Below are 21,086 nucleotides of genomic sequence, written 5' to 3'. Positions count from 1 at the left end.
TGAATTGATAACTCGTTCACTTGATAACCATTCTTACAAAATAACTAGCTCCTCGATAAGAACCTGACCAGCGTGTTCATTGATACGACCAATAACCTGTCTCCGCATCAATGTCAGTTCGTGCTTTACGACAGCAGATTCTACTTTAACAAACAGCTTCTTATCCTTAACGAAGATCTTTTGAGTACGTTTTTCTATATAGGGGCCAATTATCTCTCCCCAAAATGAGGCTACAGATGATTCATCAAATTTTCGACGCAAACGGTATACTTCTAACCATTTTTCAACCGCCTGCTTCATACTAATATCGTCACGCGTCGGTATTTCGTCAAATTTCTTCTTATACATGAACCTGTCCTCCTTCTATATCAAAGATACGTATTGGCTGAGCGATTTCATCAAATATTTCTCGAATTCTGACAGCATTGGTATCCGTGATAAAAATCTGTCCAAATTCATCATTCGAAACCATCTGCATAAGCTTCTTAGTACGCTTTTCGTCCAACTTATCGAAAATATCATCGAGGAGCAATAAAGGACAAAACTGCTTCTGTTCCTGAAGAAAACTATATTGTGCCAGTTTAAGGGCTATGAGGAAAGATTTTTGCTGCCCTTGTGATCCGAATTTCTTAAGAGACATTTCTCCATGTATCGTAAAGAGTAAATCGTCTTTATGCACACCTTGTGTAGTACGCTCTAATACCCTATCTTTTTCCAAACTAGAATTTAACAGTGTCAGAAAGTCTTTCTCATGCAGTGGAGACTCATAAACCAATGCAACCTCTTCGGCCTCATCCGTGAGATAGGTATAATGGCGTTGAAAAGCTGGGCTAAACTCTTTCATAAATCGTTTTCTACGCGCATATATTCTTTCTCCAACCTCCACCAGTTGCATATTAAGTACTTCGAGAAGTCCTACATCAAAAACACCACGTTCTTTGATACTCTTCAATAACATATTCCGTTGAAGAAGCACTTTATTGTACAATATCAACGTATCCAAATAACGATTGTCAGTTTGAGAAATGACATTATCCACGAATTTTCTTCGCTCTTCACTACCCTCGGTAATGATCTCGCTATCGCTAGGTGATATCATCACTAACGGGAACTGGCCGATATGATCGGCAAGTCTTGGATAGTCCTTTTTATTCTTTTTGAATTGCTTTTTTTGGTTACGCTTTAGACTACACGAAATAGCGTCGGTTCTTTCATCCCGCTCGAACTCACCTTGCACAATAAACCAGTCTTCTCCCTTCTTTATGTGCTGCGAATCTATAGGATTGAAATAGGACTTACATAAGGAAAGATAATGTATCGCGTCTAATAAATTAGTCTTACCTGCACCATTTTTCCCAGTAAAGGCATTTACTTCAGGGAGAAAGTTTAATGTGGATTCCGTATAATTCTTAAAATTTAACAGCGAAATTTGCTTTAGCCACATCTACTTCACTTCTTCAAAATCGATAAACTCGCCTGCTGTGGCCGTGCCTTTACGTTTCGGATCTTGAGCAGGAACATAATCGACAGTTACCTTCCCATCCTTTGCACCCTGCTTTTTATAGGATTGCTGTTGATCAGTATTGCCAAAAGGATTACCTGAACCAAAGGGATTACCTGCACTTCCGTAATTATATTGTCCTTGTCCCTGTTGTTGAGCTTTCTTCATCATTCGTTCAGTCAACTTGCGCATTGCAAACGGCAATAACAAACGCATCGAAAACTTAAAGATGTAATAAAAAGCAACAACAAATAATATAAAATATAATAAACCCATTTCTTTCTAATTCTATTTATTCAAACCTACATAAATTTGCCATCACGCGCAATATCGTTGCGCCCATAACTATAATTCTGTAGCTCTACTTAACCAATTATAATTTTTAATTAGCGTAAAAATAACAAATTCAGTTCCAGACAAGGTCAAAGAAGTGTCAGACTGACAATCTTAACATTTATTAAGATTCCTTTTTGGCTTTGACGATTGCATTATAGAGTTCCTCTTGCTTGTGCGTACCAATTATATAAACAAGTCCATCCCTATCTGTAAGCCACACGGCATCCTTCCCTCCTGCGTAAAATCGTATCTTCCCATTCTTATGCAAATTGTACACTGGATTATTAAAAACAAAATTGCTGTAAGGTTTCTTTTCAACCTTTACCAGCGAAGAGAGATCGATCTTAACCAGACTCGTTGTCCACAACCCACTTAGTGTAATATTATTAGCTGTCACCGCAGTTTTATAATGCACCAGATACATCATGATTATAGAGACGACAATAATACAACTCCCTACGATAAAGAACAATTGTCTTGAAGCCAAGTGATCCATATTCAGATAATACACGATAAAACAAAACAATGCTAATACCATCCGAACACTAATCCATGTCTTATCTCTTCCCAGGTATTGACGCTCAACAAATAAACTATTTGTACTCATATCTACTAATATTGCAAACTAATTTAAGGACTTTTTGCGTATTTTCGGTAATCTTATAGCGATTGTCGATCTGATAATTAGCAATCCATATCAATTCTCCATTACCGTTGAACCAGATAGGAACCTCTCTTTTATCAAATAAATTAATCTTTTTTTGGATTAAAAAATCTGACACCTTCTTCTTTCCTTCCATCCCCAATGGCTGAAAATAATCGCCTTCCTGCCAAGACCTGACTATCAAAGGGAACACCAATTTATCATAATCTAATTGGGCTATTGCAACATTTCTATCAATGGAAAAATCTGGAGAAGTACACACTGTAAAGCTATAATTACGCCATACCAATATCTCTTGACCCGCATTCAGTTGCGCAACCTCTTCTTCGTAATGCTTGTGTCGCAGTTTTAGCCTCGTCCTATCCACAAGCAACCGATGGCTATCCGACTCAAAAACACGTCCTGACTCCTTATCTAAAGATTGTATGAGGTCGGTCAGGACATTTTTTGAAAAACCAAATGGCTCAAAAAGAAAATACAACAGCGCTAAATCTTGTCCTCGGATTGATTCTTTCGCAATCTCCCAGTCATCTGGTCCAATTTTCACCAAAAGTTCTTCTCTTTTCTGATCTACAAAATACTGTAAGACACGTTGTGACTCCTGAAACCGTAAAATATTATCGTTCATAATATCGACAAAATCAGAGCTTAACTGTTCGAATTGGGGAATGATATCGAGACGTATCTTATTTCGTGCATATTTATTAGAAAAATTAGAAGAATCATCCCGATATGGAATACCCAATGTATTGACAGCTTCCAACACCTCAGCACTGGTCAGAAATAACAAAGGCCGCAGTATTTTTCCTCGCTTAGGCAATATCCCCTGCATTCCCAACAGTCCTGTACCACGTGACAGATTCAACAATACTGTTTCTACATGATCATTTTTATGCTGAGCGATGGCGATGTACTTGCAGCCGCTCTCTTTCCTTACCTTTTCGAACCAGTCGTAACGAAGCTCCCGCGCAGCCATCTGTATCGAAATCTTATGGCTCTCTGCATAAGATGTTGTATCAAAACGGTGTACATAAGTTTTTACGCCAAGCTGGGCAGCGTAATTAAGCACCAGCTGTTCATCGCCATCCGATTCCTCATTACGTAATTGAAAATTACAATGTGCCAATTCCACCCGTACGCCACACCTGTAAAGCAATGTTAACAGCAACATAGAATCCCGTCCACCACTCACCGCAACGAGGACTTTATCCGTCTTCGTAAACAACTTATAATCTTCTACATATCTCCTAAAACGAACATCGACATCCATACCCCAAACTTAACCAAAAATCTTTAATTTTATTTAGCATTAAATTTCGATCAATTAACATTTTTTTGCTATTAAAATCCATATTTTTGCCTTCGTGAGAAACTGGCTTTTAACTATAACTTTTATTCTAACCCTTGCATCCGCATTTGGGCAAACTCCTATTGGCACCACTACTAGTCAACAGGGCGGAAAAGACCGTCTGAATCTGGTATCGTCCAATAGTGGCCGAATCAATGCTAAAACCGGGCACATGGTATTCTATACCCCTGTCTATGAGCACAAAGGGAATACACTATCTGCGGACAGTGGTTATATCTACGAGGATGAGATAAAAAGACAGTTCTTCGAAGCTTTTGGCAATGTTGTCATCACACAACCCTCTGGTACCGTGATCTATTCCGATTACCTACACTACGATGCTGCCGCACAACATGCCCTATTAACCGGGAATGTTAAGATGGTGGATAAAGGCTCCACGTTGACGACCAACCATCTTACCTACAACATGCGTTCGAAAGTAGGCACCTATACTGGAGGCGGACGGATCATCTCTCAAGGAGATACGATAACCTCAAAAAATGCCTACTACTTTGAACTCACATCAGACGCATATTTCCGTCACAAGGTAGTCGTACGTAGCCAGAATGTCAAAGTATATACCGATACAATGCGCTACAACTCGCAAAGTAAAATGACCTACTTTTTCGGCCCTACCAACATAAAACCAGTTAGCAGCCAAAAAGGTAATAACGAGAACCTGTATACCGAACGAGGCACGTACAATACAGGCACAGGTATCGCTAACTTTAATAAGAATAATCTTTATACAGAGGGATCAAAATTTCTTAAAGGCGACAGTTTACACTACGAACGTGCAAAAGGAGTCGGCGAAGCCTTTAGAAATGTTGTATTTGTAGATACCACAGATAAATTCTATGCTTTCGGCGGACAAGGTCTCTATACCCAATCTGAAGAATCCATCCGGATGACCGACAAGCCTTATATCATTACGGTGGTGAAAGACGACAGTTCTACCTCTGAATCGGATAGTACCGCAGCAGTAGCAGAACCGAAGGTACCTGAAAAAGAAAAAACAAAAAAAGCGAGCGAAAAAAAGGTCAAAGAGGTAAACGTTGACACCAAAGAAGATAAAGACAATGAACTACCAAAAGTACGCACCGTTCGAGACAGCAGTGCGCGAGAGGCTAAGGTGGATTCGGTTTACATGACAGCTGACACTCTTTTCTCCAGGATGATTCTTGTCAAAGACTACAAACCTTTAGCGCTAAACCTAAGTCGTGATGGTGGTAAAATGGAGGTTGATGAAGATATAGACTATGGTGACGAGAATAACGAGCTATCAGATTCTACGCTAGCCATTGCAAAAGACACGTTACAAACTGACATTAAAAACACCGTAAAGTCCATCGTAGAAAAAGAGATTGCGTCGAGTAAGCCCCCAATCAAAAAGGACACCGTCAAAACAACTGTTCCAGCAAAAAGCAAAGCTGTTCCGGGAGCCCCCAATCGAATCGGCGACCGACAACATATAGGAAATACGCTAAAAGCGGACTCCGTACTTAGACAGAAGGCTGTAGTACCAATTGCCAACCAGGCCGACACCCTGATCAATAATGCCTTACGAATAGCTCAAAGACCTGATTCGGTTATCAGTAAAACAGACAGCATACCTAAAGCTCAAAGCGACACCGCAAAAACCCGGATAGTACGTGCATATTATAATGTTAGATTATTTAAATCCGACTTGCAAGCTGTAGCCGATTCGGTTTACTACGGGATGCAAGACTCGATGTTCCGTTTTATGGGAAGACCAATGATTTGGTCTCAAGGATCTCAAATCTCTGCTGACACTATATTTATGCAGATTGTCAACCAACAGATGGATAACGCACTGCTAAAAGACAATGCTTTTATGGTTAACGCTGTATTGGATTCGGTCAAATTCAACCAATTGAAAGGCCGTAAGATCACAGCCTTCTTTAAAAATAACAGCATAGACCAACTGTTCGTAGATGGAAATGCGGAGAATCTCGTGTTTTCTGTAAATGATGAAACGAAAATTATCAGCGATATGTTTCACGATCGCGGGGGAAGAATAAAAGTCAAGATGGAGAACAAAAAACTCATCGACTACAAAACGATTCACAAAGTAGATCAAAAAGTATATCCATTCAAACTAGTAACCCAAGAGAATGAAATACTGCCTGGCTTTATCTGGCGTCCACAGGATAGACCTACATCGAAAGAAGACCTACTCAATCGGAAGCGCGAACTACCAAAAGCTGTAGATGCTAAAGCTGGTGAAAATACAGACGAAAAACAAAAAGCGACAGAAAGCAAAGAGAGCATAGAAGAAGCACCTAAAAAGGAAGAACTGAAAAAAGAGGTAAATAAAAATCAGGAAGAAGAGTCTAAAACAGAGCTTAGAGAAGAAAAATAGACGTTCAAGTCCTCTTAAGGCTGTCCGAAAAGCCTTAACCTCGTCACTCCGAGAGGTAAGTTTTTCAACAAACACAAAGGAGATTCGATGACAGTGCGTAACTTTAATCCGTCTTCGCGACGAAACGATCTTAAAAACGGCTTTACGATATATGGCTTATAGATCGGTTTGCTACGCATCTGCCTTCGGCGGTCGTCCCTCGCAAAAACGAAAAAACTAGCCTAAGCTTACACCTGCATTAAAACCCTTTTAGAAAAGCGGCCATCTTGGACACGGCTATCGAGCGATGGCTGATCAGATTTTTTTCAGCAGCCGACATTTCGGCAAATGTACGCGAGTAACCATCTGGTATAAATATAGGATCGTAACCAAATCCGCCATCCCCCCGACGTTCGTCGATGATACGCCCTTCGATCGTTCCTTCAAAAAAGTATTGTTTCCCTTCCAAGAATAGTGAGATAACAGTTTTGAAGCGTGCTGTTCTAGACTCAGCCCCAACCAAACGTTCCAATACTAAATCTATATTCTGCTCCATATCCCGAGATCCCGAATAACGAGCCGAATATACCCCTGGTTCTCCCCCTAAAGCATCTATTTCTAACCCAGAATCATCACCAAAACAATTCACTTTAAATCGTTCTACCAGATAATCCGTCTTCTGCTGTGCATTCTCCTGAAATGTCACACCTGTTTCTGGAATATCATCATAACAATCAATTTCTGCTAATGATCTCAAATTGAATTTACTCCCGATAATAGCTTGTACTTCTTCAAGCTTATGCGCGTTATTTGTAGCGAAAACTAGTTCTAGCACTTTTTTAAATGGTTAATTGTGAATGGTTAATGACCTGTTATGTTTACTTTTGTTGTTTTTATAATCGCGGTGACCAGTTTTATTATTTGAATAGCATCACTGTGAATACTTTCGAACTATTCCCTTGATAGATAATCCGTTTCTCTCAAAAGCTCTAACCAATAAATAGTTTCGTTGATTTCTTTTTGTGCAACCCCTAACTTATGCTTAAAGTCTACTTTTGATTCAGCATGCTCTGCTTCACGAACCATTGCTCCCACACTGGTACCCGAGCGAAGCAATTCTTTACTTAAATAAATTCTTTCTTATGCTCGCACAAATATTTATATAAGTTAACAACCCTTACAGCAAACTCAAAACTAAATTGCTTTATTGCATTTTCCTTCATAAACAGACTGATTAAGTTAATAATAAATATAAAAAATCATTAATAATTAACCATCAATCATTAACCATTAATAAAGGTCTTAAACTCCCCCCAAAAGAGTTTTTTCTTCTGAATGTCTGCAAACATCTCTTCGAAAGAGAAAGTATTGAAAACGGTAGCAATTTTACCACGCATATAAGAGTTGTGCGCTATTTCCGGTAATTTCAAAGAAGCGGGTTCTACGCCCAAGAGGGTAATCTTAGTCGGCTTGAAGAACTCCATAATCTTCTTGAACTCATTTGGATTTTGAGGATTGGCCAGATTGACTACCGCCACATTATATGGTGTAAGCTGTAGAGCACCAATCGTCTTGACAAACGCTTCCTCAGCCTGTGGCGAGAAATAGGGAAATTCGGGATAACGAAGGATAAAAAGAACACCTGTAGTCTTATCTCCTTGGAAAACGAATTCCTCTGTAGAATTATCAAAAGCAACCGTCTCAGATTGCACAGCTGCCGTCCGAACATTAGCCACTGAAAAGCCAGTCGAGAATATCGTTTCTGACATCAAGGCCTGTAGCGCTACCGAATTATCTGTAAGGAGGTTGTTCATAGTTTTATGTGATGCGAGTTATATAGGTTATAAGGTTCAACACTATAAAGTTATCCTATCGAACACGTCATTTCGACTGTAGCAAAGCGAAATGGAGAAATCTATAAACTTAACAGCTATACATCAAGTCCATAGATTCCTCCACTCCGGTCGGAATGACGGCGCTAGCCCCTCAATACTATTGTCCTAAAATATAAGCAAAAATCAATGGAGCAACGATAGTCGCATCTGACTCAATCATATACTTAGGTGTATCGACATCAAGCTTACCCCAAGTGATTTTCTCGTTTGGAACAGCACCTGAATACGAACCGTAAGACGTAGTAGAATCTGAAATCTGACAGAAGTACGACCAGAAAGGAACATCAGTCCATTCTAAATCCTGATACATCATCGGTACTACGCAGATTGGAAAATCACCAGAGATACCACCAGCAATCTGGAAGAAACCTACACCTTTACCATCTGAGTTTTCACGGTACCATTCTGTCAAGTAAATCATATACTCGATACCCGATTTCACGGTAGAAGCTTTTAAGTTACCTTTGATCACATTAGAAGCAAAAATATTACCTGTAGTCGAGTCTTCCCATCCTGGACATACGATTGGCAAATTCTTTTCAGCAGCTGCAACAATCCAAGAATCCTTAGGATCAATTTCGTAATATTGCTCCAATACGCCCGAATTCACCACTTGGTACAAAAATTCGTGCGGCAAGTAACGCTCACCCTTAGCTTCAGCAGCATGCCATACATCTTCTAAGTGCTTTTGAAGACGACGGAAAGCCTCTTCCTCAGGGATACAAGTATCCGTAACACGGTTGAAGTGAGTATCCAATAATTCGCGTTCTTGCTCTGGAGTAAGATCTCTCCAGTTAGGGATACGCTTGTAGTGCGAGTGTGCTACCAAGTTCATCACATCCTCTTCCAAGTTTGCACCTGTACAAGAGATAATATGTACTTTATCTTGACGGATCATCTCAGCTAGGGATACGCCTAACTCTGCAGTTGACATTGCACCTCCCAAGGAGACCAACATCTTTCCTCCTTCTAGTAGGTGTGTTTCATAACCTTTAGCAGCATCCACCAAAGCAGCTGCATTGAAATGACGGTAATTGTGTTCAATAAATTGGCTGATAGGCCCTTTTTGTGTACTCATCTTTTTTAATGTTTTAACAAGTCCAGCAAAGGTACTGAATATAATTTATTTTAGTCCCTACAGCACGAGTAAAGCCGTGAGACCAAAGCATTTTTTAACAAATGATAAAAAATGCTTATTTCCTTCGGATAAGTTTTATTACAAATAAAAATGCCCCTACCAAGATAAGCGTCATAATCAGGAGAATTATAATCTCCGACATCCCTATACTCCACGTTGTGTTGTTCATACTTGATCAAGTTATGAGGTTACAAAGTTATACCGTCTCCTTAATAACTCCCATAACCGCCTTAACTACTATAACTCTAGATAATCCACATTTCGCATCTATCCAAAAACTCCTGTTTAATATCAGCTCCAATACCCGCCTCGTCAGAAATGGATATATGATAACCATTATATTGTATACCACCTTCTACAGGATCTTCCAGATGCCCGACCATACAGGTATCCAAGTCATAAAACTTAACATTGGGTGCAGCATAGGCAAAATGAACTTTGGCAGCCAGTGCCAATCTAGATTCTAACATTCCGCCTATCATACAAGCTACACCGTATTCAGCGGCGACCGATTGTATTTTCAATGCTTCGTATATTCCCGATGATTTCGAAAATTTAATATTGATATAATCACAGGCATCCGCTTTACACAGGCGTCCCGCATCGCGATGCGTATATACGGATTCATCCGCCATAATAGGCACAATAGTTTGCGTACGTAACTCGGGCAATAGATGATCATTGTAAGTACGCATTGGCTGTTCACAAAACTGGATCTTATAGGCTTCCAATCCTTGCAATGCCTCTACAGCCCCTTCGTAAGACCAACCTTGATTGGCATCGATACGGATGGGCAGATCAAAACCCACAGCCTTACGAATGGCCTTAATTCTTGCGATATCATCAGCGGGATTTTTACCCAATTTGACCTTTAGAGCAAATGCTCCACCTTCTTTCAGTTTTAGCGCTTTCTCGGCCATCTCCTCCGCCGCAGCAATACCCAAGGTAATATCGGTAGTAATCTCTCTCTTCTCCCCTCCCAAAAAACGATATAGTGGCTGCCCGGCATGTTTGGCCGCGATATCATACAACGCCATATCAAAAGCTGATTTTATGGTCGCATTGCCAGCTATATACAGATGTAGCTCCGCGAGGCGGTCTTCAAGAGCCAAAGCATCTTTCCCTTTCCATATCCTTGCAAAATCCTGCGCTATGCTAATACAGGTATTCTGCGTCTCTCCAACAATCATGGGGAAAGCAGAACACTCTCCCACACCATAGATTCCCACATCGGTGTATACACGTACAAAGGTATTTTGTGCATAGTCCATGGTCCCTGTCGCAATGACAAAAGGCTCCATAGGAATACTCAGGCGGTATATTTCAATATGCGTAATGGTCATTGATATCCTTTTTTAGGTTACTAAATGTTGTGTTTATTTTAATGACGAAAGTTAAAGACTTTTGAAACAATAAGCAAGAAACAAAAGCAAAGCCTTATTTTTGGCAAAAAAAGAAATAACAATCCTAAATATTAAAAAAATGACTCTGCATAAAACGGCGCTTAAGATCATATTTTCACTTACTATTATCCTGTCCTTTATATCGGTCAATGCCCAACAGTTTAACGATTATTTCACCGAACAAACATTGCGATTAGATTACATCTTTGCAGGAAACAGAGCCCAACAATATGCCTACCTATCGGATTTGGTGCAGTTAGATCAATGGAACGGAAGAAAAGGCAACCTGAACAGAACACCTATTCAGGGCAATGGTCAGATTAAAGTCTACGATTTAGCTACAGAAAAACTAATCTACGTCTTACCTTTCAGCAGCCTGTTTCAAGAGTGGCTGACCCAAGACGAAGCTAAACAAACCACCAAGAGTTTTGAAAACACCTATCTAGTTCCTTTCCCAAAAGCAAAAGTCCGAGTTCAAGTTTCGTTCTTTAATGCACAGCGCAAAGAGACGGTATTATTAACACATCAGATAGATCCTCTAGACATCTTAATCCGTAAAGCACAAAAAAACGAAACTCCTTACGAAGTGATCCATAAAGCTACAATTGCTACCCCCATAAAGATTGCCATAGTAGCCGAAGGGTATAAGGATACAGAAATGAACGATTTTATGGATTATGCCCACAAAACTGTTCAGAGCTTATTTCAACATAATATCTTTAAGAAATACGAAAATGCATTCGAGATTGTTGCCGTAAAATCGCCCTCCAAAGATTCCAATATCAGCGTACCATCCAAAAACCTATGGCGATCAACTGCTGTTCAGTCCAATTTCGACACATTTTACGCCGAGCGGTATCTAACGACCTCACACACCAAGCTATTACATAGCTTGTTAGAAAATATTCCGTACCAGCACATTATCATTCTGGCAAATACGGATGTATATGGCGGTGGTGGAATATTGAATTCCTACGCTCTTACCACGACTAAGAATCAACAATTCGCTCCAGTTGTTGTCCATGAGTTTGGTCACAGTTTCGCCGGACTAGCTGATGAATACTTCTATGCAGTAGATGTTTTTGAAAACAAAGCTGTTGAAAAGATAGAACCTTGGGAAAAGAACAACACTTCATTAGTTGACTTCAAAAGCAAATGGGCTGATATGGTGTCTAAAAACACTCCAATCCCTACCTCCGACAGTATGTTAGGAACTGTTAGAATTGGGGCATTCGAAGGTTTAAAAGGAAATGGGCTATACATTCCATCGCACGATTGTAGGATGAAGGCCAACAAACCAAAGGATTTTTGCCCAGTATGTAGCCGTGCTATAGAAGAGATGATTCTGTTTTATACGGATAAATAACCACATCTTGGGGCTGCCTCCTATGCTTGTATCAAGCATAGGAGGCAGCCCCAAGATTTTAATATTCTTTCGCCAATCGCACAAACTCTCTAAGCCAATTCGTGCTTACTTTGTGCCCCAGACGGACTATAACAAGATTTTTTTCTGGATTGACGTAGATATACTGTCCTAAGATACCTTGTGCTGCAAAATCACCATCTTCCGTAGGCAGCCACCACTGGTATTGGTAGCGTTTGTAGCTTCCTTCCGTGCTATCCACTTTCGTCGATTCTTTGACCCAGCTCTCAGGCACCAACTGTTGGCCTTCCCAATTTCCTTTATGAAGATACAGACGTCCTAGCTTCGCAAAATCTCGTGCACGAGCATTCAGACAGCAAAAGGTCTTCTCTATACCATCTTTCTTTCTGTCAATACTCCACGAAGCATCATATTCCATCCCAATAGGTTTCCAGATCTTCTCGTCCAAATACTCCGTAATCGTCTTACCATTTAGTACCCGTTCTAACACCAATCCCAAGATCTGCGTATTACCACTTGCATAGGCAAACTGTGTTCCGGGCTCAGTTTCCAACTTCAACTTTTCGGTATCTTTACGCAAATTGGTCCCGTAATAGAATGAAGCTACCTCACCAAACGGATTATAATACCCCTCGTTAAATTTGATACCCGAGGTCATCTGTAATACATGCGCGATCGTCACCTTATCAAACCCATTCTTAGCCATCTCTGGCACATACTTACTGACAGGATCCTGTACTGAGCCTATCAGACCGTCATGGATAGCACAGCCGATGAGCATAGAGGTAACTGATTTGGCCATAGAAAATGAGGGCACAATCGAAGTTTCTTCGTATTTGTCTAAATACCGCTCGTACAAAATGCTATCATTACGGATAACCAGAAAAGCTACGGATTTGGTCTCTTTTAAAAAATCATCAAAAGGCATTTCTTTGTCCTGATATTTAGTCTTTGAAGGTTGCTGCTCCATAGTGGCACGATGGAATACAAATGGGGTCGATGAGGCTTTCAATTCCCGATTCGGAAAAATTTTATAGTCGTTTAGATCTGCAAAATTATGCCATACAAAACGGCCATATTTACAGGCGGAGAGCGAAATCGACGTACTAATCAGTACCAAAAAAAATAAAAAGTTTCTTCTTCTCATATCGATATAACTTAGGCAAAAAAAATGGTTATCCTCCTAATATACAAGTTATTTAGAACAAAACAAAAGCAATGTAAAAGCATACGCCTCTGCACCAGGACATAAACAAAATTAAGATACTACTCTTTACTATCTCTTAGACATGATTATGGAACTCTTTTTGCGCTAGCAATAATCGTTTATATTAATTTAACTTGGTTTGTCCAGTGATTTTACAGAAATTAGAAATCAATTTATGTTGAACTCCATGAAAAAGACTACATTACTGTTCGCTTCCGCGGCAATGTTTATCGCTTGTAACAATAGCCCCAAGCGAGAACAAAACAATACGCAAGACAGCGTATCATCTACACAAAGTACTGAAAGCGAAAACACTTCTACGAATAGTAACGCTAAATTTGATATCGAGAGCATCCCGGTAACGACAACAGATATCGGAACGTTCCCTTATTTCACTTTGCCGAAAGGTCTGAAATCGATGAACAAACCTTTTCAGAAAGAATTTGACGTATGCTTTTTCCCTCTAAACGGTGTGATGACCCCTTTTGAAGGAAAACTCTACAAGATCAACGTCGAAGCGGAACGAGGTGAAGAGTTCTCAAAACGCTACTATGAAAAAAGTGTGGAAGACTATTTGCTGTCTGCAGGCGCGGTCAAGGTATTTGATGGAACGATAGGCCGTGAAGAGTACGAACGCTATAATAAGCAAGATCCGAACAAAGGCGATGAGGGAGACATGGGCTATGCCGATGAGAACATCAAGTTTTATATCATCCGTACAAAAGACCAAGGAAATATCTACATACAATTTAGTGCAAATAATGTCGGTGGTAAATTAAATATACTCCAAGAAGCTACGATGACGCAGACTATCACGAAGATCACGGCCGACGAGATTGCGAAGGATCTCAACGAAAAAGGAAAATCTATTTTGTATATCAATTTTGACACCGACAAATCCAATCTAACGACAGATGGGAAAGAGGTCGTACAACAGATCGCTACCGCATTGAAAAAAGAAAGTAGACTGACTATCAATATCGAGGGGCATACTGATAATACCGGTGATGCTGCACATAATAAAAAACTATCTTCCGAACGTGCCAATGCGGTATTGAATGCATTGACAACTGATGGAATTGACAAATCTAGGCTCAAAGCGCAAGGATTCGGAGCCGAACGTCCACTTGTAGCCAACGATAGCGAAAGCAACAAAGCTAAAAACAGACGTGTCGAATTGGTGAAGAGTAACTAAAAACAGCTTGTAACACGAGCTACTTAAACCCTCATTATCCGTCTATATCGGTATAATGAGGGTTTTCGCTGAATAACAAAATTGTTAATGACAAAGCGCATTCCGTAAAATACCCATTTTTAGGTATATAAAATAGACACGATATACCTTACTTTCGTCGCTACAAGATTATTAACTATTTTAAATGAATAACAAGTTACTTACCCTCGTATTGCTTGTGTTGACAATGATGCCATTTACGAGCAGATCTCAAACTGAACCATCGGCCGAATCAACTGGCAAAAACATGGTTAAATTTAACACGCTTCCTTTATTGGGTGGAAAGTTCTCCTTCGAATACGAACGTTCCATAACAGACCGTATTAGTGCTGGAGCCGCCATAAGTTTTCGCCCGGAGAAAAAACTTCCTTTTCAATCCACGGTACAGAACTTGGTTGATGATGAAGATTTGAACAAGCTGATTAATGAGTTCAAAAGCTCCAACTTCTCGATTACACCTGAAGTAAGATTTTATCTTTCCAAGCGCGGGCTATTCAAAGGATTTTACATGGCGCCCTACTTAAAATACGCAAATTATAAAGCTTCCGTTCCTTTTGATTTTGACGTTACCGTTGAAGAGTCGGCAACTGAAATTTACAGCCGTACGGAAACTATTCCCTTGGAAGGTACTATCAAGTCATTCACAGGAGGGTTTTCTATGGGATTCAATTTTAAATTGTCCCGTCAATTCCATTTAGACTGGCGTTTAATAGGTCCTGGCTATGGTAGTGGTAAAGGTAAGGTCTCTGGAACCATGGCACTAAATCCCGATGAACAACAGGCGCTACGAGAAAGTATGGAAGACTTGAAAGTAGACATGCGCGACTTACCTTTAGGTGGTATCAAAATGGAATATGATGTTCGAGATGATGGCGCTGACATCCATATTAAACGGAGCCCATGGGCTGGAATACGCACAGGACTATCCATCGGTTATCGATTTTAAAGTTAGTCATTCTATTAGATCCCCTCTTCTATATTTGCAGAGGGGATTTAATTTAAATCATATTCAACCGTTGCCTTAACTCCAAAAAGTTCTCAGCGTTGGTCTTGGCTAATATTTTCCTCCTATGGGTATTCACTGTATGTTCACTAATAAAAATCAATGCAGCAATATCTTTACTGCTTTTTCCTTGAAGGATTAAATCCAAAATCTCAATCTCACGTTTAGAAAGATCATAATGATTTTCAATATGTACCGGTCGGTTTTTCATACGATCAATGATTTTGAGATCGTTCTCTTCTCTAGTAAAACCTTCCTCTGCGAGATCATGAAATACCAAAGAGCGGTTCATATGTCCCTTTTCATTAATCTCTATAGCTTGATAAGACTGATTAATAAAGACATAGTCTCCATTCAATTTACGCACCCTATACGAGTATTTTGAATAAAAACGATAGTGATCTTCAAAATGTAACTTATCCATAAACTCAATCACTTTGCGTTCGGACTCCATACAATAGGGAACATCATCCGGGTGTATAACCGACATCAAAAATTCTGTCGTAAATATCCTTGGGTCATATCCTAAAATGTTGACTATCGATTCACTAACAAATTCGATTTCATTGCTAAAGGCATTCATGATGAAATAATAGCGCTTTAGGCCAACCACCTCAGGCTTCACAACAGGTCTTTCCGAGAAAAGCTGCCCATGATCAAACCAAAAATCCCAACCTTTATCAGCCATATAGTAGATTAATTCATTTCTTATTTCATGTCAAATCCCCCGAAGATACCCTTTTTCACCGCTATGACCTAGATAAAATACGTTTAACACATGTTACATTAGTTTTTTTCAAACGATATAATGCAAATTCTTTAATCGTACCACTATTCAGAATGAAATTTTCAAATCGGCAATAAAAACCAAAAATAACACAAAACTACTCACAAAACCACGAAACAATTAACGAAAACACAATAAAACTAAATTTTAATTTCATTATTTGTAAATTTTATATATTTTTGTTTCTATATTAGCAAACTCAATAGTTGATACTTCAAAACCTTGCAAACATCGACCGCAACGAAGTAGTTCAACAGGTTTCTCTCCAACTATTGAAGTAAAATACATTCAATCCAAATACCAACAAACAATGCAGCAAGAAGGACTCTACAACCCCGAATTTGAACACGATGCCTGTGGCGTCGGATTTGTAGCTCACATTAAGGGACAAAAATCACATGCACAGGTCAAAGATGCGTTGACCATGCTAGAAAACATGGAACACCGTGGCGCCTGTGGTTGCGATCCTGAAAGTGGTGACGGTGCAGGTATCATGATCCAACTACCGCATGAATTTTTGTGGGAGGAGTGTATACAGCTGGGCATTCAGTTGCAAGAACCAGGCTATTATGGTGTTGGCATGGTATTTTTACCAAAAGAGGAAGGCTTAAACCAGCTTTGCCGCACAGTGATACAAGAAGCTACCATAGACCGCAATATGGAGTTTCTCGGTTTTCGAACTGTGCCTGTAAATCGTGAAGGAATAGGTCCTACCGCTTTGAGTGCAGAACCTGAAATTGTACAGTTCTTCGTGTCAAGACCAAATGAGGTAATAGATACCGAAGATTTCGAACGCAAATTATACATACTTCGGAGACTCATCATTCAAAAAATAAAAAAACACCAAACCTACCCCTTACCGCTTTACATCGCATCACTTTCTTGCAAGACCATAATTTATAAAGGACAACTAACTACGTACCAGGTAGCCTCTTACTTTAAAGATCTAAAAGATGACAAAGTAGTGTCAGCCTTTGGCTTAGTGCACTCCCGTTTCTCAACGAATACTTTCCCTTCATGGTCATTAGCGCAGCCATTCCGGATGATTGCACACAACGGTGAGATCAACACGTTAACGGGCAACCTTAATTGGTTTTACGCTGGTGTACGGGCGCTATCATCACCTTATTTCACGAAAGAAGAGATGGATATCTTACTGCCTGTAGTAGACAAAGGACAGTCCGATTCGGCTTGCTTAGACAATGTCGTCGAGCTGCTATTGCATTCGGGCCGTAGTCTACCGCATGTGATGTTGATGCTGGTTCCTGAAGCCTGGGATGGTAACACACAAATGGATCCGCTAAAAAAAGCATTCTACGAATATCACGCTACGTTAATGGAACCTTGGGATGGTCCTGCTGCCCTCTGCTTTACAGATGGTAAGATCATTGGCGCGACATTAGACCGCAATGGTCTACGTCCTTTGCGCTACGCCGTCACCTCCGACGACCGTGTTATTGTAGCTTCCGAAGCCGGAGCTTTACCCCTCGATGAATCTACAATTATCAAAAAAGGCCGTCAACAACCGGGCAAAATATTCGTTGTCGATATGGAACAAGGCCTGATCCGTTCGGATGAGGAAGTAAAGGGGGAGTTAATCCGTCAGCAGCCTTATGGCGACTGGATCAACCAATATAAAATCAAACTGGAAGAGCTGGCTGAACCACGCGTTACGTTTACCTACCTTTCTAAAGAATCGGTCTTTAAATACCAACAAGCATTTGGCTATTCGAGAGAAGACCTCGAAACTATTTTAACACCTATGGCCTTGACAGGTTATGAGCCCATAGGATCCATGGGAACCGACGTGCCTTTAGCAGTATTATCGGATCAACCCCAACACTTAGCCTCTTATTTCAAACAATTCTTTGCTCAAGTGACAAACCCACCTATCGATCCTATACGCGAACGTCTGGTGATGAGCTTAGCTACCTTTATCGGCAATGCCGGCAATATATTGATTGAGGACAAAAAATTCTGTCACTGTGTCACGCTAGAGCACCCTATCTTAACATCCAGCGAATTGGAAAAACTGCGCTCTATCGACACTGGAGTATTTCAAGCAAAAACATTACAATGCTACTTCAGGGCTGATGGCAAACCTGGATCACTGGAAGCTGGCATAGAACGTCTCTGCCGCTACGCTGACGATGCCGTAAGAGACGGTTTTGAGGTCATCATCTTATCGGATCGAGCGATAGACTCTCAACATGCAGCTATACCATCTATCCTTGCGGTATCGGCAGTGCATCACCACCTGATAAAAACAGGGAACCGAGGTGCGGTAGGCCTTGTTGTTGAAGCCGGAGATGCAGTAGAAGTCCATCACTTCGCCTGTCTGCTTGCCTTTGGAGCAACGGCTATCAATCCATACCTAGCTCTAGCAAGTATACGTACACTAAAAGCGGAAAACCTTCTTGATACCGACCTCACTTGGGAAGAATTACGAAAAAACTATGTGAAAGCGGTCTGCAATGGCTTGTTAAAAATATTCTCCAAAATGGGGATCTCTACACTACAATCTTATCACGGAGCTCAAATCTTCGAAGTGCTCGGTATTGACAAATCTGTTGTAGACGCCTATTTTTGTGGTGCAGTATCCCGAATAGGTGGCCTCAACCTAGACGATATCGCTAAAGAGGCTTTGGCCAAACATTGGCGTAGTTTCGAAAGCTCACGCACTCCAAAGAACCTCCTACCTGAAGGTGGTATCTACCAATGGAAGAGACGTGGAGAAGGACACCTTTGGAACCCACAGACCGTTCACTTATTACAACAAGCTTGCCGCACAGGCGACTTTGACACCTATAAAAAATATTCGGCACTGATCAATAATCAACAGGAACATATGTTTACGCTGAGAGGATTGCTTGATTTTGCCAAACACCGCACACCAATAGCTGTCGACGAGGTGGAGTCAGCAAGCGAAATTATGAAGCGCTTTGCTACCGGAGCTATGTCTTTTGGCTCCATATCACACGAGGCACATAGCACCCTCGCTATTGCCATGAACCGTATCGGCGGAAAATCCAATACAGGTGAGGGTGGAGAAGACGAAATGCGCTATGAAAAATTGCCCAATGGGGATTCTATGCGCTCAGCCATCAAACAAGTGGCATCCGCCCGCTTTGGGGTGACATCCAACTACCTCACGCAAGCAGATGAAATACAGATTAAGATGGCACAAGGAGCCAAACCTGGCGAAGGAGGCCAATTACCAGGAGATAAAGTTGACGAATGGATCGCAAAAGTACGACATGCCACACCGGGTGTAGGGCTTATATCCCCACCTCCACACCATGATATCTATTCGATCGAAGATCTGGCACAGCTTATCTTCGACCTTAAAAATGCAAACCGTAAAGCGCGGATCAATGTAAAGCTAGTATCAAAAGCTGGTGTAGGTACGATAGCGGCAGGTGTTGCAAAAGCGCATTCCGATGTCATCCTAATCGCTGGATACGATGGCGGTACGGGAGCGTCACCTATTAGCTCGATCAAACATGCAGGACTACCTTGGGAATTAGGGTTAGCCGAAGCACATCAGACGCTGGTACAAAACAAATTAAGAAGCCGTGTCGTGCTACAAGCAGACGGACAGATGAAAACTGGACGTGATCTTGTCATTGCAACCCTACTAGGAGCAGAAGAATGGGGAGTCGCTACTGCTGCTCTTGTAGCAGGAGGCTGTATTATGATGCGCAAATGCCACCTCAATACCTGTCCAGTTGGTGTAGCAACTCAAGATCCAGAACTACGCAAGCTATTCTCTGGAAAGCCCGAAGACATCGTTCATTTGTTCCAATTTTTAGCAGAAGAAATGCGCGAAATAATGGCACAACTAGGTTTCCGTACCATCAACGAAATGGTAGGACGAGCACAGTTCCTGAAAAAGAGAGAGCGTGTTGCACACTGGAAAGCCAGCAAAGTGGACTTCAGTGACCTATTATATGTCGCACGCAATGAAGCAGGCACCCCGTTGTACAATACCGAAGAGCAAGATCACGGCATCGCGATGATCTTGGATTGGGGTCTATTGAAGCAAGCTAAACCAGCGCTAGAGGGCAAAACACCTGTTTTCGGAACTTTCCGCGTCAAGAATACGGATCGCACTATAGGGACAATGCTTTCAAACGAGATCTCAAAGGTATACGGCTCAGAAGGGTTACCAGATAATACCATCAATTTCAAATTCGAAGGATCTGCGGGACAATCCTTTGGAGCATTCAACACCAAAGGGATATCATTTGAACTGGAAGGTGAAGCCAATGACTATGTTGGCAAAGGCCTATCCGGAGCGCAGTTAGCTATTTATCCCGCTAAAGAAAGTAGCTTAACGCCACACGAAAATATAATCATCGGCAATGTCGCATTGTATGGTGCTACCTCTGGCCACTTATTCATCAATGGGATGGCCGGAGAGCGATTTGCCGTCCGCAACTCTGGCGCAACTGCCGTAGTAGAAGGTATTGGCGACCATGGTTGCGAATACATGACAGGGGGCCGTGCGCTAATTTTAGGCGAAACAGGTCGTAATTTTGCGGCAGGTATGAGCGGTGGTATCGCTTGGGTATACGATATCCAAGGTACATTCCGCATCAACTGTAACCAAGAGATGGTCGACTTGGATCCTTTGGAGACCGAAGATGAATCTGCAATCATTGCATTACTAAAACGACATATACACTTGACGAATAGCGATAGAGCTACCTACATTCTTAACAACTGGACAACAGAAAAGAGTCGGTTCATCAAAGTATTTCCGCGTGAATACAAAAATGTAATGCTTAAAAAACTAGTAGTGGCTTAATTAAAGAGGAATTA

At 41.0% G+C, this 21,086-nt stretch carries 17 protein-coding genes; 5 read left to right on the top strand and 12 right to left on the bottom strand.

Annotation, left to right across the window (positions count from 1 at the left end):
- Nucleotides 1-33: 33 nt before the first annotated feature.
- The 5 genes from B5X76_RS02990 to tilS form a co-directional block, all read right to left on the bottom strand.
- Entirely contained in the window at nucleotides 34-348 is a 315-nt protein-coding gene (locus B5X76_RS02990; RefSeq protein WP_079641095.1) for a DciA family protein, read from the bottom strand.
- Complete coding sequence (gene recF, locus B5X76_RS02985; RefSeq protein WP_079641093.1) at nucleotides 341-1,444, bottom strand: DNA replication/repair protein RecF; 1,104 nt, start codon at nucleotides 1,442-1,444, stop codon at nucleotides 341-343. The genes B5X76_RS02990 and recF overlap by 8 nt, the downstream gene beginning before the upstream one ends.
- The gene (locus B5X76_RS02980) at nucleotides 1,445-1,777 is read right to left on the bottom strand and encodes a DUF4834 family protein (protein WP_079641091.1); all 333 of its coding nucleotides are present in this window, start codon (nucleotides 1,775-1,777) and stop codon (nucleotides 1,445-1,447) included.
- 181 nt (nucleotides 1,778-1,958) lie between these two features.
- Nucleotides 1,959-2,444 carry a hypothetical protein gene (locus B5X76_RS02975; RefSeq protein ID WP_079641089.1) on the bottom strand — a complete coding sequence of 162 codons (486 nt, stop codon included), beginning with the start codon at nucleotides 2,442-2,444 and terminating at the stop codon, nucleotides 1,959-1,961.
- Entirely contained in the window at nucleotides 2,431-3,771 is a 1,341-nt protein-coding gene (gene tilS / locus B5X76_RS02970) for a tRNA lysidine(34) synthetase TilS (protein ID WP_079641087.1), read from the bottom strand. Before tilS ends, B5X76_RS02975 begins: the two co-directional genes overlap by 14 nt.
- Before the next feature lie 94 nt (nucleotides 3,772-3,865).
- Between tilS and B5X76_RS02965 the strand changes: the two genes are divergently transcribed.
- Nucleotides 3,866-6,232 carry an OstA-like protein gene (locus tag B5X76_RS02965; protein WP_139375187.1) on the top strand — a complete coding sequence of 789 codons (2,367 nt, stop codon included), beginning with the start codon at nucleotides 3,866-3,868 and terminating at the stop codon, nucleotides 6,230-6,232.
- Nucleotides 6,233-6,470: 238 nt separating this feature from the next.
- Here B5X76_RS02965 and rdgB read toward each other — a convergent pair whose 3' ends face one another.
- From rdgB to B5X76_RS02940, 5 genes are all read right to left on the bottom strand, one after another.
- Entirely contained in the window at nucleotides 6,471-7,046 is a 576-nt protein-coding gene (rdgB, locus tag B5X76_RS02960) for an RdgB/HAM1 family non-canonical purine NTP pyrophosphatase (RefSeq protein ID WP_079641085.1), read from the bottom strand.
- A gap of 116 nt (nucleotides 7,047-7,162) precedes the next feature.
- Nucleotides 7,163-7,297, bottom strand: a complete 135-nt coding sequence (locus B5X76_RS22425) for a four helix bundle protein (RefSeq protein ID WP_394333394.1) — start codon at nucleotides 7,295-7,297, stop codon at nucleotides 7,163-7,165.
- Between the two features lie 197 nt (nucleotides 7,298-7,494).
- Nucleotides 7,495-8,025 (bottom strand): hypothetical protein, encoded by a 531-nt coding sequence (locus B5X76_RS02950; RefSeq protein ID WP_079641082.1) that lies wholly within the window; start codon nucleotides 8,023-8,025, stop codon nucleotides 7,495-7,497.
- A 178-nt stretch (nucleotides 8,026-8,203) separates the two neighbouring features.
- Nucleotides 8,204-9,184: a deoxyhypusine synthase family protein gene (locus tag B5X76_RS02945; RefSeq protein WP_079641080.1), complete on the bottom strand. Its 981-nt coding sequence runs from the start codon at nucleotides 9,182-9,184 to the stop codon at nucleotides 8,204-8,206.
- A 305-nt stretch (nucleotides 9,185-9,489) separates the two neighbouring features.
- Nucleotides 9,490-10,587 (bottom strand): mandelate racemase/muconate lactonizing enzyme family protein, encoded by a 1,098-nt coding sequence (locus B5X76_RS02940; RefSeq protein ID WP_079641077.1) that lies wholly within the window; start codon nucleotides 10,585-10,587, stop codon nucleotides 9,490-9,492.
- A 139-nt stretch (nucleotides 10,588-10,726) separates the two neighbouring features.
- Here B5X76_RS02940 and B5X76_RS02935 point away from each other — a divergent pair, with 139 nt between their 5' ends.
- Nucleotides 10,727-12,013, top strand: a complete 1,287-nt coding sequence (locus B5X76_RS02935; RefSeq protein ID WP_079641591.1) for a M64 family metallopeptidase — start codon at nucleotides 10,727-10,729, stop codon at nucleotides 12,011-12,013.
- Between the two features lie 58 nt (nucleotides 12,014-12,071).
- Here B5X76_RS02935 and B5X76_RS02930 read toward each other — a convergent pair whose 3' ends face one another.
- Nucleotides 12,072-13,178: a serine hydrolase domain-containing protein gene (locus B5X76_RS02930; RefSeq protein WP_079641074.1), complete on the bottom strand. Its 1,107-nt coding sequence runs from the start codon at nucleotides 13,176-13,178 to the stop codon at nucleotides 12,072-12,074.
- A 247-nt stretch (nucleotides 13,179-13,425) separates the two neighbouring features.
- On the opposite strand from B5X76_RS02930, the gene B5X76_RS02925 reads away from it, so the two are divergent.
- Nucleotides 13,426-14,433, top strand: coding sequence for an OmpA family protein (locus B5X76_RS02925; protein ID WP_079641071.1), 1,008 nt, complete (start codon nucleotides 13,426-13,428; stop codon nucleotides 14,431-14,433).
- A gap of 184 nt (nucleotides 14,434-14,617) precedes the next feature.
- A complete protein-coding gene (locus B5X76_RS02920) occupies nucleotides 14,618-15,418 on the top strand; it encodes a DUF3575 domain-containing protein (RefSeq protein ID WP_079641069.1) in 801 nt (266 codons plus the stop codon).
- Between the two features lie 52 nt (nucleotides 15,419-15,470).
- Here B5X76_RS02920 and B5X76_RS02915 read toward each other — a convergent pair whose 3' ends face one another.
- Entirely contained in the window at nucleotides 15,471-16,163 is a 693-nt protein-coding gene (locus B5X76_RS02915) for a LuxR C-terminal-related transcriptional regulator (RefSeq protein WP_079641066.1), read from the bottom strand.
- Between the two features lie 409 nt (nucleotides 16,164-16,572).
- Between B5X76_RS02915 and gltB the strand changes: the two genes are divergently transcribed.
- A complete protein-coding gene (gltB, locus tag B5X76_RS02910; RefSeq protein ID WP_079641064.1) occupies nucleotides 16,573-21,072 on the top strand; it encodes a glutamate synthase large subunit in 4,500 nt (1,499 codons plus the stop codon).
- Nucleotides 21,073-21,086 lie beyond the last annotated feature (14 nt).

It is taken from the genome of Sphingobacterium nematocida, from assembly GCF_900168125.1.
In the GTDB taxonomy this organism is placed as follows: Bacteria; Bacteroidota; Bacteroidia; order Sphingobacteriales; family Sphingobacteriaceae; genus Sphingobacterium; species Sphingobacterium nematocida.
Note: the sequence above shows the minus strand (reverse complement) of the source record. Positions and strands in the feature narration are given on the sequence as shown.